The following is a 13,013-nucleotide window of genomic DNA, read 5'->3' as shown; positions in this document are numbered from 1 at the left end:
TTACCCCTGCTCGACCGCTTCTGGGTAGGCCGTTTGCCAAGCGGTAAAGCCGCCATCCATGCTACTCACTTGCGTGAGGCCTTGCGACTCCAGCACCAGCGCGGCTTGTTGACTGCTTATACCGTGGTAACACACAACAATGACCTGCGTGTCTTTATCGGTATTCGCTAGAAAGTCACCAATATTGTCGTTGTTGAGCGGTTGCGCATTAGGGATATGACCCGCGTGAAAGGATTGCGGGTCTCTAATATCAACGAACACAGGAGAGGCATCCGAAGCCCATGCTTGGTGGGCTTCTACCAATGAAATATGACGAACAGACTGAGTCATCGTTAGTCCCAATTAAGAATGACTTTACCTGACTGACCCGAAACCATGGTTTCGAATCCCTCTTCGTAGTCATCGACTGACATTTGATGGGTCAGAATCGGTGAAATATCTAGACCTGATTGCAGCAAACTGGCCATTTTGTACCAAGTTTCAAACATTTCACGACCATAGATACCTTTAATGACCAGTCCCTTAAAGATAACTTCGTTCCAGTCAATGGCAACGTTTTCAGGTGGAATACCTAACATTGCCACCTTACCGCCATGGTTCATCGTCGCGAGCATTTGCGAGAATGCTGACGGTACACCAGACATCTCTAGCCCAACGTCAAAGCCTTCTTTCATGCCCAGCTCTGACATAACGTCTTTGAGACTCTCTTCTGCCACGTTAACGGCACGAGTTACACCCATCTTTTTGGCTAGCTCAAGTCGGTACTCATTCACGTCGGTGATCACTACATGGCGTGCCCCGACATGGCGAGCCACTGCCGCCGCCATAATACCGATAGGACCTGCGCCGGTAATCAGAACATCCTCGCCAACGAGATCAAAGGCAAGGGCGGTATGTACCGCATTACCCAAAGGATCCATGATGGCCGCCATATCGTCGGTGACGTCGTCCGGCAACTTAAATGCGTTGTCAGCCGGGATAACGAGGTACTCGGCAAAGGCACCAGGGCGGTTGACCCCAACACCATAGGTATTGCGGCACAAATGACGGCGTCCAGCACGACAGTTGCGGCAGTGACCACAGGTAATATGCCCTTCACCGGATACACGGTCACCGATTTCAAAACCGCGCACACCATCGCCCATGGCGGCTACTTCACCCACGTATTCGTGGCCTACAACCATAGGCACTGGAATCGTTTTCTGTGACCAATCGTCCCATTTATAAATGTGAACATCGGTACCGCAAATCGCGGTTTTCTTAATTTTGATGAGTACGTCGTTATAACCATATTCCGGCTTCTCGACGTCTGTCATCCAAATACCCGGTTTTGAATGCAGTTTCGCTAGTGCTTTCATAATCAGTCCCCAGACTCGGCGTTAAATAACGCCGAGCTCTTTACCAATACGTGTGAATGCTTCAATAGTGCGGTCAAGTTGTTCGCGTGTGTGTGCCGCAGACATTTGCGTACGGATACGCGCTTTGCCCTTAGGTACGACAGGGAACGAGAATCCGATGACATAGATACCTTCTTCGAGCAAACGATCAGCCATTTCAGAAGCAAGGCGAGCGTCGCCAATCATGACCGGAATAATCGCATGGTCAGCACCGCTGAGGGTAAAGCCCGCCGCTTCCATTTCGGTTCTGAAATAGGTTGCGTTGTCCCAGAGTTGCTCACGCAATTCGTTACCTTGTTCAAGCATTTCAAGTACTTTGATGGATGCCTGCACGATAGCTGGTGCTACCGAGTTAGAGAATAAATAGGGACGCGAACGTTGGCGTAACCAATCGATCACTTCCTTTTTGCCCGACGTATAACCACCTGAAGCGCCGCCTAAGGCTTTACCCAAAGTACCCGTGATGATATCGACACGACCCAAAACGTCGCAGTATTCATGGGTACCTTTACCATTAGCGCCTAAGAAGCCAGTTGCGTGGCAGTCATCCATCATCACCAAGGCGTCATATTTATCTGCTAAGTCACAGATACCTTTAAGATCGGCAATAACACCGTCCATCGAGAATACACCGTCGGTCGCAATCAACTTAAAACGTGCGCCATCGGCATCGGCTTGTTTAAGTTGTTGTTCAAGGTCATCAAGATTATTGTTTTTGTAGCGGTAGCGTTTTGCTTTACTAAGACGGATGCCATCAATAATACTGGCGTGATTTAACTCATCGCTGATAATAGCGTCCTCTGGGCCCATCAAGGTCTCAAATAGACCTCCATTGGCGTCAAAACACGAAGAATAAAGAATCGTGTCTTCGGTACCCAGAAAGTCACTCAGTTTAGTTTCCAGTGTTTTGTGAATATCTTGCGTACCACAAATAAAACGCACCGACGCAGTACCAAAGCCGTGTTCATCAAGACCTTGCTTAGCCGCTTTAATTAGGTCCGGATGATTGGCAAGGCCTAAGTAATTGTTGGCACAAAAGTTCAACACTTGTTGGCCATTAACGGTAATTTCAGAACTTTGATCAGAAGTGATAATACGTTCTTTTTTGTACAGACCGTCTGATTTGGTCTGTTCGAGTTGCTCATTAAGGTGCTGATAAAAATTTGTGTTCATTACGAAATCCTGTTCAGTCATTTGGCTTTCTTAACATTACCCTGTATTTTACGCATGTTCACTGAAAGCCGCATCCCTAATTTGCAAAAGCTATAAAGATGAGCCAGTTTTGAGGATGTACTGTAAAGTTTGCACAACGTTAAAACGAGGAACCTATGCACCGTAGAGCTATTTATCCTGGCACTTTTGATCCCATAACTAATGGCCACGCCGACCTCATTGAGCGCGCTGCAAGCCTGTTCAGTGAGATCATCGTCGGTGTAGCAGAAAGTCCAAGTAAGAAGCCGTTATTTAGCCTGCAAGAACGGGTACTATTAGCTCAACAAGTGACTGAGAAGTTGGATAATGTGCGTGTGGTGGGTTTTTCAGGGCTGTTAGTTAATTTTGCTAAGGACCATGATGCATCGGTATTGATTCGTGGCTTGCGCGCGGTCTCGGATTTTGAGTACGAATTCCAGCTTGCCAATATGAATCGACGACTATTCCCCGAGCTGGAAAGTGTGTTTTTAACACCCGCTGAAGAAAACTCCTTTATTTCGTCGACTCTAGTTAAAGAAGTTGCTTTGCATGGCGGAGACGTTGGCGAATTTGTGGATGGGCGTGTGGCTGAGGCGCTGCAACAAAAATTTGCTGGTCAGCGCCCTTAATCAGCTAAGCAATCGCGCTTTGGTAAAAAACCAGCCCCATTAAGACTGGGCAAATATACCTTAAGTGCCAACGTAGCAATCGGTAGCGCAAGCCCTGCGCTGCCAGCGCTGTAACATGGTTACTGCGTTTCCAGAACCAGCCAACAACTAGTAAGTAAAACAGTCCCGACAGCGGTAATTGGAATTGGGTTACAGCGGTAACTACCCAGCCAAACAGCGGCTCAAACCAAAGCACTAAGGATAGTGCGAGCAACGCGATTACGAGCATGGCAATGGCAACGGCGACTGGGCGAGGTAAGTCGTGTTCTTCTAATAAATAAGAGACGGGCACCTCAGCCTGAGCCATAGTCGATGTGAGTGCGGCGATGCTGAGTAAAATAAAGAAGCCAAAGCCAACCCATAAACCGGCAAAGCCCATACTGCCGAACAGCTCCGGTAAAACAGCGAATATCAGCTGTCCCTCACCAATAAATTGGTTACCTTGTTCAACGGAAACGCCCAATTTAATAGCGACAAATAATGCAGGAATAATCAGCAAACCTGCTAAAAATGCGACCAACGTATCTAACGCGGCTACAGATAAACTTAAACGACCCAACTGTGCTCCGGGGCGCAAATACGATCCGTAAATCATCATGCCACCCAAGCCAATCGATAAAGAGAAGAATGCCTGACCCATGGCGGCGATATAGATATCGGGATCAGTGAATTGTTCAACCTCTGGGATCAGATAGGTTTTAAAACCTTCACCCGCACCCGGTAAACTGGCTATGTAAACGATGAGCCCGACTAATAGAATAACCAGAAGCGGCATTAAGCGTTTTGACCAGAGTTCGATACCTTGTTCGACACCTTTAAGTACGACGGATGCGGTGAGAACCAAAAACACCGAAGTAAAAACTAAATCGCGCACCATGCTGCCGGTAAGTAAAAACTCAGCAATGCCTGACAAGCCCATGGCAGTGGCAAGATAGCCTAGTGCGTGAACTAACATCCAACCGGCAACGATGTGATAGAAACTTAACATTAAACATGAGCCAATGACGTTGAGTAGTCCCATCGTCCCACCAACTGGGCGCATGCGTCCTTCGCTAAGTTGTTTGAGCGAGCGAACAGGGTTGGCTTGGGCATGATGACCAATCAGCATTTCGCTATAAAGCGCGGGAATAGCAAGGACAAAAATCACACACAAATAAACCAGCAAAAAAGCGCCGCCACCATGGTTAGCAACCTGGGTTGGAAACCCCCAAATGTTACCTAAACCAACAGCCGATCCTGCTGCTGCCAGCACAAATCCGATTCTTGACTTAAATGAGTCACGCATAAGGACAAAACAACTTTAGTTAAATATTAAGTAAAAGAGGGGGCATTCTAACGGACTGAGAAAATTTTGCCCTATCTTTTTTTGTCAATTAAAGGTAACATTCGCGACCAAATTTTATGCTTGTGGCGAGTGCGTAAAGGGATTAATGCGTGTGCCGCAAGAAGTAACGTTCGTTTAATGCAAGACCGTATCTCAGGAGCCCTTGTCATGCCAAATTTGGATCTGAGCCGCTACGGCATCAATGATGTCCAAGAAGTTGTTCATAACCCCTCTTATGATGTGTTATTTGAGGAAGAAACTCGCAATGACCTGCATGGTTTTGAAAAAGGAACCGTGACCAAGCTCGGTGCCGTTGCAGTCGACACGGGTATCTTTACCGGTCGTTCACCAAAAGATAAATACATCGTTAAAGATGACACGACACGGGACACTGTATGGTGGGCAGATCAAGGCAAAAATGACAACAAGGCGATGTCACAAGAAACTTGGACCCACTTAAAAGGATTAGTGACTAACCAGCTATCAAACAAGCGTTTGTTCGTCGTTGATACCTATTGTGGTGCTAATGAAGATACACGCTTAGCAGTGCGCTTTATTACTGAGGTGGCGTGGCAAGCGCATTTTGTGAAGAATATGTTTATCCGTCCTTCAGGCGAAGAGTTAGAAACGTTTGAGCCTGACTTTGTGGTGATGAACGGAGCAAAATGCATTAACCCAGATTGGCAAGAGCAAGGTCTTAACTCAGAAAATTTCGTGGCGTTTAACCTGACCGAAAAAATTCAGTTAATCGGCGGTACATGGTATGGCGGTGAGATGAAGAAAGGTATGTTCTCGATGATGAACTACTTCTTGCCGCTACAAGGCATGGCCTCTATGCACTGCTCGGCTAACGTGGGCAAAGACGGTGATGTGGCAGTGTTCTTCGGTTTATCGGGAACGGGCAAAACAACATTGTCGACGGATCCAAAGCGCGCCCTTATCGGTGATGATGAGCACGGTTGGGATGACGATGGCGTATTTAACTTCGAAGGCGGTTGTTATGCGAAAACGATCAACCTGTCGAAAGAAGCGGAACCTGATATTTATAATGCCATTCGCCGCGATGCGTTATTAGAAAACGTGACCGTGCGCGAAGATGGCAGCGTTGATTTTGATGACAATAGCAAAACCGAGAATACGCGCGTTTCTTATCCTATTTATCACATCGATAATATCGTTAAACCTGTTTCAAAAGCGGGCCACGCGAAGAAAGTGATTTTCCTAACTGCCGATGCGTTTGGCGTGTTGCCGCCAGTATCGAAACTCACTAAAGAGCAGGCGCAGTATCACTTTTTATCGGGCTTTACGGCCAAATTGGCGGGTACTGAACGTGGTGTTACGGAACCTACGCCAACGTTTTCAAGCTGTTTTGGCGCGGCTTTTTTGACATTGCATCCTACCCAATACGCTGAAGTATTAGTAAAACGTATGGAAGCAGCTGGCGCCGAGGCATATTTGGTAAATACCGGCTGGAATGGTACTGGTAAACGTATCTCGATTAAAGCGACGCGCGCGATCATTGATGCCATTCTCGACGGCTCAATTGAAGATGCTGAATTCCATCAGTTGCCATACTTCAACTTGGCTATGCCAACTGAATTGGCGGGTGTTGAAGATAGCGCTATCCTCGATCCACGTAATACTTACGAGGATGCAGAAGACTGGAACTTAAAAGCGAAAGATCTCGCGCAGCGTTTTGTAGCGAACTTTGAGAAGTTCACTGATACAGAAAACGGCAAAGCGTTAGTCGCTGCAGGACCGAGTGTTAAGTAAACACACAACTTACAAATTGAAACAAAATAAAAACCCGCAACGGCTGTTGCGGGTTTTTTTTGCTCTGTAATATATACTCAATTGGTTACTTAATTTTTACATTTATCTAAACGCTGCGAGAATCATGAATATACAAATAACAAACCTAACCAAGCGTTATAAAACCGTCACCGCGGTTGACAATATATCGCTTACGGTCAACTCAGGTGAAATATACGCATTGCTCGGACCCAACGGCGCCGGCAAATCATCTTTAGTGCGTATGTTGGTGGGGCTGACCCAAGCTGACGAGGGCAGTATTGAAATTTCCGATGCTAGCGGTCCTCGTCCTCAGCTCAGCCCTGAGGACTTTGCTTATCTACCCGAAGACCGAGGGTTATATCAAGATCGAACGATTGTGGATAATCTGGGTTTTATTGCCGAACTACGAGGTCTGGATAAATCATTGGCGCAGCAGCGCATTGACCAATGGTTGGATTACTTTGACCTTACTGAACGCAAAAAGGAGCCCATGCGACAGCTTTCTAAAGGTAACCAACAAAAAGTTCAGTTGATCGCGACATTGATACACGATCCCGATTTGGTCATTTTAGATGAGCCATTTTCAGGTCTTGACCCGGTGAACCAAGAACATGTGATGAACGTGTTAACCGATTTGAAGCAAAGGGGGAAAACGGTATTACTGAGCGCTCATCAAATGGCATTAGTGGAACGTCTTGCGGATAAGATGTTGTTAATGTCACATGGTCGCGCGCTAGCGCAGGGTACGTTGGCGGAAATTCGCGCCAAACTTCAGCCTCAGCGGGTTTATCGTATCGAATGTGACGCTGAAGTGGCTCGCGACCAATGGGGGCAGCACGAGGCAATCGTTGATGTGTCTGTGGTCGACACCGATCTAGCGCATGTGACGGTGGACCCTTATGTTGATGTTCAGCATTTATGGCCTGAGTTAAATCAGCATGTACCCATGCGCAGCTTCTCACCGCTACAGCTTGGATTGCATGAGTTGTACCTCAACACCATTGAGCAAAACAATAACAAATCAAAGGATGTTCAGCATGAGTCTGCTTAGTAGCAAAGTATCGAAAATCGCATGGTGGGAATTCCGCCGCTTTTTTAAATGGAAGCAAGAGCTCATTTCGATAGGCTTACTGGTTGTCATTATGGCAGTGAGTACAGGCTGGGGAGCTATCAGCGCAGTATTTGAAGAGCAATATAATGGCGCTATTTACTTTGAACAACGCGCGGATCCCGGCGGCTATGAAGCACCTAAAGATATTACTCTGCGTGACGCCGGTTCGATGGAGGTTGAGAAGTGGAAGTCGCAGCTACCGGAAACGCTCGATGTCGTGGTGATCGTTCATCCTGATAACACAGCGACACTGCGCGTGCATAAACGTGACGATTGGCAAAGCGATTTAACCGACTCACTACAAAGTTACTTACAAACGTTACGCGTTGCTGGATTAGCGCTTACCGATGAGCAGCGTGCAGTTCTCGACTCTAAACCCGAAGTAACGCTTGATATTGCGCAAGTCGACGTGGATGAGTCGGCAACTGATGACGAAGGGAGTAGCGAGCTGGGAATGTTCTTAGGTATTGGCATCTCTGTCGGCGTATTTACCGGCTTTGGTTTGATGATGATGTCAATTACGGCGGAGAAACAGCAGCGAGTGACTGAGCAACTACTAACGATTATTTCGCCACGCGAGTGGATGGATGGGAAAATTGTTGGGATCACCTTACACAGTTTGAAGGCGATGGTATTCATCGGTTTATTCTTTGGCGCTATCGCACTGCTTGCTGCAAGCTTTAGTAGCGAGGGTTCCATAAGTTTTACTTTTGATCCCTTTGTTGTGATCGCATCGTTCGTGTTTGTGTTGCTCGGCTTACTGATGATTAATGCAATGCTGGCAGGTTTCTCGGCCACGATTGATGATCCCAACCATTCATCACGTAGCTCATTTATGCTTATCCCGTTATTGCCGATATTCCTAAGTTTCAGCGTTGTCGATAGTCCAGACGGTACGCTCGCACAAATTATGAGTATTTTACCCGTTTCATCATTCATGATGATGCCCGCGCGTTTGGCACAAACTGATGTAGCGTGGTGGCAAATAGGCCTCAGTTTGGCGTTGTTAGTGGTCAGTCTTATCTGGATGCGGAACGTTGCGGCTCGTTTGTTTACGATGGGAATACAATTCTATGGTAAAGAGCCCAGTTGGAAAGATATTTGGAATGCTATACGAGGTTAATACTTAAACTAAAAAGACGCCGCAGAATGCGGCGTCTTTTATGAGACTCAAGACTTACTTGATTTGCTTAATATGGTCGATAGCAAAAGGTGGCTTTTCTTCTGCTTGCTCGACTAAGAATGAGTCCATCCAACGCATCAGACGAATACTGTAATCGAGTTGCGCCGCCATATGACGGTTACCATGTCCTTCTCCTGGGTATAACACCAAGCGGACGGGCACATTGCCATGCGTCTTAAGGTAACGATAAAGCTCCATTGACTGTGAAGGATGCACACGGGTGTCTTCCTTACCGTGCATAATAAGGATAGGCGTGCGCGCTTTTTCCGCATGATAAATGGGTGAGCGCTCGAGGTACCACTGCCATTTGTCCCACGGATAGCTGCGAGCGTGTACCGCGTTCATTTCTTTGGCAATATCGGTCGTACCAAACTTAGAGAGGTTATCGCTGATACCAACAAACATAACGCTTGCGGCAAAGTGTTCAGTTTGAGCGGTCGCGCCCCAAGCCGAAGCATAACCACCGTAAGAGCCACCCGTTATCCCAACGCGAGTCTCGTCAGCTAGACCCATATCGACCAGATGCTGCTTGCCATCAACAATATCGTCAAACTCTTTTCCTGCGTAGTCATTTTGGCTGAGTTTAGAGAACTCAACACCACGGCCTGTGCTGCCACGGTAATTAGGGAAGAATAACGCATAGCCTTGTGCGGCAGCATGTTTCACTGGCGATGAATAACGATCCAGCCAGCCATTAGAATAATGTGACTCAGGACCTCCATGAATAACCATAATCAAAGGGTATTTTTCACCTTCTTGATAGTCAGTTGGATAAACAAGGATTCCTTCGAGTTCAAGACCATCGCGTGCTTTATAAGTGATAGTTTCCTGCTTAGGCATCGTCACTTCTTCTAACCATGGATTAGAAACGGTTAAACGGTCTAAACCACGCGAGGTCAACTCAAATGCTTCATTAGGATGGGCAGGGCGGTTGCCTCGTAACACAATTTTATCCACGCCAGCAGAGCCGTCTAAACCGGTAAAGATCGCTTCACCCGCGTCGATCAAGTCGCGATTCTCCAGGAACTGAAGAGTTAACGCTTTGACTTCTGATTCGGTGCCCCGGTGACCTAACCAAACTAACTCCTGCTCAGTACGCCAGGTAAAGTCTTGAATTGAACCTTGGTAATCAGGTAATACACGACGGATGGTAGCGTTTTGCGTATTGTATACCTTGAGTACGCTGGCTGATGGGTCGTTGTAATCAGCGGCACTGATCAATGCAACATACTGACCGTTTGGTGAAAATTCAGCTTTGCCCAGCTTTCCTTCAGTAGGAATACTCGCAACAGTCTCACCATTTAAAGACATGATGTGGTACTGACTGCTCATGTAGTAGTCATCAATCAACGGTGTGGGTGCAGTACGCACCAGCAGTTGTTCGTCGTTTGGACTCCATTGAGCAGAGATGACCTGAACATCATCAGCCGTCACTTGCTTGGCTTCTGCATCGGCTTGGCTCAAGTCGACTTGGTATAAATGACGGTAGGTAAGATCCTCTTCATAGACTTCTGCTTTGAAACCGTACTCAGCCTCTTTTTTGGCGTCTTTATCGCGACTACCCGTTGATAGAAAAATCAATGACTGGCCATCTGAACTTAAATCATAGGCTGTGATTGAACCATCGAATTCGTAAACAGATTGGACGCCACCACCGGCGAGCGGGATACGATAGAGTTCGCTGTAATCATCGCCGTCTCGCTTAGCGGTAAAATAAATATATTCGCTGTTAGGACCGAACTCAACGTCAGAGAAAGACTCTTCTTTGCTTAAATAAACCGTTTCTTTGCCGTTCGCGGTGCGAATAACTAACTCAGTTTTACCGCTGTCTTCTTTATCGGTATACGGGTGCGCAGGGTAATACTTGGTAATAGCCGTGAATTGACCGTTAGGTGACAAATTAACATCGACAACTGATTGTGCAGTCACGGTTTCCATTAGTGTCATATCGCGCGCTTGGCCAGTGACGGCTAAGCCAAGCAAGCTGACAGCTCCGAGCGTTCTCGCTATCATGGTGTTCTCCAGTTAAGGTTGTTGTAATTTATTCTACTCTAGCACGTCGAGTGGCTTCTGCACCGCGAGCGACAAGACGCACTTGTTGTATTGTTTGCTCCGCTATTCGTAAGCGTTGTGTATTATCGACGTCGAAACAGTCAGCGCCTGCACTAAATACGATTTTTACGATTGCATCCGATTGCAGATCGGCGAGCGCAGCGTTGAAGCCCTGTTCATCGCGTAAATACTCGATAAGTTCAGCTTTGAAGTGTTCTAGTTCACGCTCAACTGCCTTACGGAACTCGCGGGAGCGACCTGTTCGCTCTTGTAATAGCAGTCGAAAAATAGCCGTATTATCAGCTACAAACTGCATGAAGGTCTCGATTGAAACACGAATAATCGAGCCACCCTTATCAATACGTTGTCGCGCTTGTCGGAGCAGTTGTCGAAGAGTCAAGCCACACTCGTCGACCAGGGTGAGTCCGAGCTCATCCATGTTACGGAAATGCCGATAAAATGAGGTCGGTGCGATACCGGCTTCGCGTGCAACCTCACGCAAACTCAGACTCGAAAAGCCAGTTTCCGCGCTTAATTGATTCATCGCTGCGTTAATGAGAGCACGCCTTGTTTTCTCTTTTTGTTGCGCGCGCACACCAATCGATTGAGATTTTGCCAAAATTTTTTCCAAAATTGTGCTTTATATCTGATTCAAGATAATAACATAGCTTAAAAGACAATCATCGCTTGAGTTTTTTTATTAAAGAAGTAGAATTCAGCGTACAAGTGTTAGCTGATCAGTCAAAAAGATCAAAAAATGCTTGGCGTGGTAAGAATTAACTAAATGTGAGTTACGAATGAATTCGATTAATGCAAAACCCCCAATCATCTGGTTAAACGTTTGGGTGTTCGCAATCACCTTCGCTATTGCAGCGATCGGTGTACCTGTTTATGCCTATGTACATGGCATTGATTCCAGTCTTTGGTGGGCAATGATAGGAACCGCCTGTTTTGCAGGCATCTCGATCACCGCCGGTTATCACCGCTTATGGTCCCACAAGGCCTATAAAGCGCACCCTATTGTGCGTTTCCTGTTCGCAATTGGTGGTGCCGTTGCGTTGCAAAATAGTGTGCTGCACTGGTCGAGTGACCATCGTGTACACCACACACATGTCGACGATAATGACAAAGACCCCTACTCAGCGAAACGTGGTTTTTGGTATTCGCACATTGGCTGGATGCTACGTGAGTATCAAGCCAGTCGCTATAGCGATTACAACAACGTTAAAGATTTACAAGAAGATCCGATTGTCATGTGGCAACACAAGCACTATCTGTCACTCACCTTGCTCACTAACTTTGGTTGGCCACTATTATTTGGCTGGATGGTGGGCGATGTGCTAGGGGGCTTATTGGTTGTCGGCGTATTGCGTCTTGTACTGAATCACCATACGACGTTCTTTATTAATTCGCTTGCCCATATTTGGGGCTCGCAACCGTATACTGATAAAAATACTGCGCGCGATAATGGTGTGCTCGCCTTCTTGACCTTTGGCGAGGGTTATCATAACTACCATCATATTTTTTCGGCAGATTATCGAAATGGCATCCGTTGGTATCAATTCGACCCAACCAAGTGGTTAATTCGTGGGTTATCCTACGCGAAGCTGACGAGCGACTTGAAGCGTACGTCGGGGTATCAGATTGAGCGGGCGAAATTGACGATGCAGCTGACGAGAGCGTCGAAAAAGGCGAAGTCGGCGCCTCAAGTGTTGATTGATAGCGCACACGAGCATTATCAGCAAATGGCGACCTGTTTACGCGAGTATTATCAAACTCGCAAAAAGTTGCTAGATGCTAAAGCTAAGCAACTGAAAGAGCAGGTACATTTTGACGGCTTACAAGATCGTATTGATGAGCTTAAACAGAATCTTGATGAGCAACAGCGTCATTGGCGTTCGTTATTATCAGAAATAAAGCGTTACGCTTGATATTGAGTAAAAAGTAAACAATAATGAGCACTGCTTGGGTTTTTTCGAGGAGTGCTCATGGAAATTAGCAACGTACTTTCAGCTGGCATGCAAGGCATGCAACGTTCAAGTCAGCAAGTGACTGAAGCAAGCGCTGAACTTGCCGATCCCCAACAAACGAATCAGCGGTGGCAACAGAGTGCCGCAGATGTAGCGTCTGGTTCGGAAATCGCGAGTGAAACACTTAATAGTGTCCCCGCCAATACGGCAACCGATGCCCTCGTCTCGCTAAAGCAAGGGCAGCAAAGCTTTGAAGCCAACACGAAAAGTGTGCAAACCGCTGATGAAATGTTGGGTACAATGATAGACACTAAGGTGTGATC

The 13,013-nt window shown here is 46.8% G+C and carries 12 protein-coding genes; 6 read left to right on the top strand and 6 right to left on the bottom strand.

Features of this window, described 5'->3' with window-relative positions; genetic code table 11:
• Genes glpE through AC3AP5_RS10775 form a run of 3 tightly spaced genes read right to left on the bottom strand, consistent with a single transcriptional unit; the run spans position 1 to position 2,570 of the window.
• Positions 1-330: a thiosulfate sulfurtransferase GlpE gene (gene glpE / locus AC3AP5_RS10785; protein ID WP_487326701.1), complete on the bottom strand. Its 330-nt coding sequence runs from the start codon at positions 328-330 to the stop codon at positions 1-3.
• Between the two features lie 2 nt (positions 331-332).
• On the bottom strand, positions 333-1,358 hold the full coding sequence (tdh, locus tag AC3AP5_RS10780; protein WP_487326700.1) for an L-threonine 3-dehydrogenase: 1,026 nt from the start codon (positions 1,356-1,358) through the stop codon (positions 333-335).
• 21 nt (positions 1,359-1,379) lie between these two features.
• A complete protein-coding gene (locus tag AC3AP5_RS10775; RefSeq protein ID WP_487326699.1) occupies positions 1,380-2,570 on the bottom strand; it encodes a glycine C-acetyltransferase in 1,191 nt (396 codons plus the stop codon).
• A 155-nt stretch (positions 2,571-2,725) separates the two neighbouring features.
• On the opposite strand from AC3AP5_RS10775, the gene coaD reads away from it, so the two are divergent.
• Positions 2,726-3,217, top strand: coding sequence for a pantetheine-phosphate adenylyltransferase (coaD, locus tag AC3AP5_RS10770; protein WP_006953832.1), 492 nt, complete (start codon positions 2,726-2,728; stop codon positions 3,215-3,217).
• 4 nt (positions 3,218-3,221) lie between these two features.
• Here the strand turns inward: coaD and AC3AP5_RS10765 are convergent, their stop codons facing one another.
• Positions 3,222-4,541, bottom strand: coding sequence for a sodium-dependent transporter (locus AC3AP5_RS10765; RefSeq protein ID WP_487326698.1), 1,320 nt, complete (start codon positions 4,539-4,541; stop codon positions 3,222-3,224).
• Positions 4,542-4,748: 207 nt separating this feature from the next.
• Between AC3AP5_RS10765 and pckA the strand changes: the two genes are divergently transcribed.
• The 3 genes from pckA to AC3AP5_RS10750 all read left to right on the top strand — a co-directional run bounded on the left by pckA (position 4,749) and on the right by AC3AP5_RS10750 (position 8,608).
• A complete protein-coding gene (pckA, locus tag AC3AP5_RS10760; RefSeq protein WP_006953829.1) occupies positions 4,749-6,353 on the top strand; it encodes a phosphoenolpyruvate carboxykinase (ATP) in 1,605 nt (534 codons plus the stop codon).
• Between the two features lie 124 nt (positions 6,354-6,477).
• A complete protein-coding gene (locus AC3AP5_RS10755; RefSeq protein WP_487326697.1) occupies positions 6,478-7,425 on the top strand; it encodes an ABC transporter ATP-binding protein in 948 nt (315 codons plus the stop codon).
• Complete coding sequence (locus tag AC3AP5_RS10750; protein WP_487326696.1) at positions 7,412-8,608, top strand: ABC transporter permease; 1,197 nt, start codon at positions 7,412-7,414, stop codon at positions 8,606-8,608. Before AC3AP5_RS10755 ends, AC3AP5_RS10750 begins: the two co-directional genes overlap by 14 nt.
• A gap of 54 nt (positions 8,609-8,662) precedes the next feature.
• On the opposite strand, the gene AC3AP5_RS10745 is transcribed toward AC3AP5_RS10750, so the two are convergent.
• Both AC3AP5_RS10745 and fabR read right to left on the bottom strand, forming a co-directional pair.
• On the bottom strand, positions 8,663-10,681 hold the full coding sequence (locus AC3AP5_RS10745) for a S9 family peptidase (protein ID WP_286682177.1): 2,019 nt from the start codon (positions 10,679-10,681) through the stop codon (positions 8,663-8,665).
• A 28-nt stretch (positions 10,682-10,709) separates the two neighbouring features.
• On the bottom strand, positions 10,710-11,339 hold the full coding sequence (gene fabR / locus AC3AP5_RS10740; RefSeq protein ID WP_348671179.1) for an HTH-type transcriptional repressor FabR: 630 nt from the start codon (positions 11,337-11,339) through the stop codon (positions 10,710-10,712).
• Between the two features lie 178 nt (positions 11,340-11,517).
• Here fabR and AC3AP5_RS10735 point away from each other — a divergent pair, with 178 nt between their 5' ends.
• The gene (locus tag AC3AP5_RS10735; RefSeq protein WP_272978271.1) at positions 11,518-12,651 is read left to right on the top strand and encodes a fatty acid desaturase; all 1,134 of its coding nucleotides are present in this window, start codon (positions 11,518-11,520) and stop codon (positions 12,649-12,651) included.
• A gap of 57 nt (positions 12,652-12,708) precedes the next feature.
• Positions 12,709-13,011 (top strand): flagellar basal body rod C-terminal domain-containing protein, encoded by a 303-nt coding sequence (locus tag AC3AP5_RS10730; RefSeq protein WP_487326695.1) that lies wholly within the window; start codon positions 12,709-12,711, stop codon positions 13,009-13,011.
• Positions 13,012-13,013: the final 2 nt, after the last annotated feature.

The sequence above is a fragment of the Idiomarina sp. D18 genome (assembly GCF_057748155.1).
This window is presented reverse-complemented; position numbering and strand designations above follow the sequence as displayed.

Bases quoted from the DNA above. Each gene is read 5' to 3' on its own strand.
- glpE (WP_487326701.1), bottom strand. From the start codon at position 330: ATGACTCAGTCTGTTCGTCATATTTCATTGGTAGAAGCCCACCAAGCA.
- tdh (WP_487326700.1), bottom strand. From the start codon at position 1,358: ATGAAAGCACTAGCGAAACTGCATTCAAAACCGGGTATTTGGATGACA.
- AC3AP5_RS10775 (WP_487326699.1), bottom strand. From the start codon at position 2,570: ATGAACACAAATTTTTATCAGCACCTTAATGAGCAACTCGAACAGACC.
- coaD (WP_006953832.1), top strand. From the start codon at position 2,726: ATGCACCGTAGAGCTATTTATCCTGGCACTTTTGATCCCATAACTAAT.
- AC3AP5_RS10765 (WP_487326698.1), bottom strand. From the start codon at position 4,541: ATGCGTGACTCATTTAAGTCAAGAATCGGATTTGTGCTGGCAGCAGCA.
- pckA (WP_006953829.1), top strand. From the start codon at position 4,749: ATGCCAAATTTGGATCTGAGCCGCTACGGCATCAATGATGTCCAAGAA.
- AC3AP5_RS10755 (WP_487326697.1), top strand. From the start codon at position 6,478: ATGAATATACAAATAACAAACCTAACCAAGCGTTATAAAACCGTCACC.
- AC3AP5_RS10750 (WP_487326696.1), top strand. From the start codon at position 7,412: ATGAGTCTGCTTAGTAGCAAAGTATCGAAAATCGCATGGTGGGAATTC.
- AC3AP5_RS10745 (WP_286682177.1), bottom strand. From the start codon at position 10,681: ATGATAGCGAGAACGCTCGGAGCTGTCAGCTTGCTTGGCTTAGCCGTC.
- AC3AP5_RS10735 (WP_272978271.1), top strand. From the start codon at position 11,518: ATGAATTCGATTAATGCAAAACCCCCAATCATCTGGTTAAACGTTTGG.
- AC3AP5_RS10730 (WP_487326695.1), top strand. From the start codon at position 12,709: ATGGAAATTAGCAACGTACTTTCAGCTGGCATGCAAGGCATGCAACGT.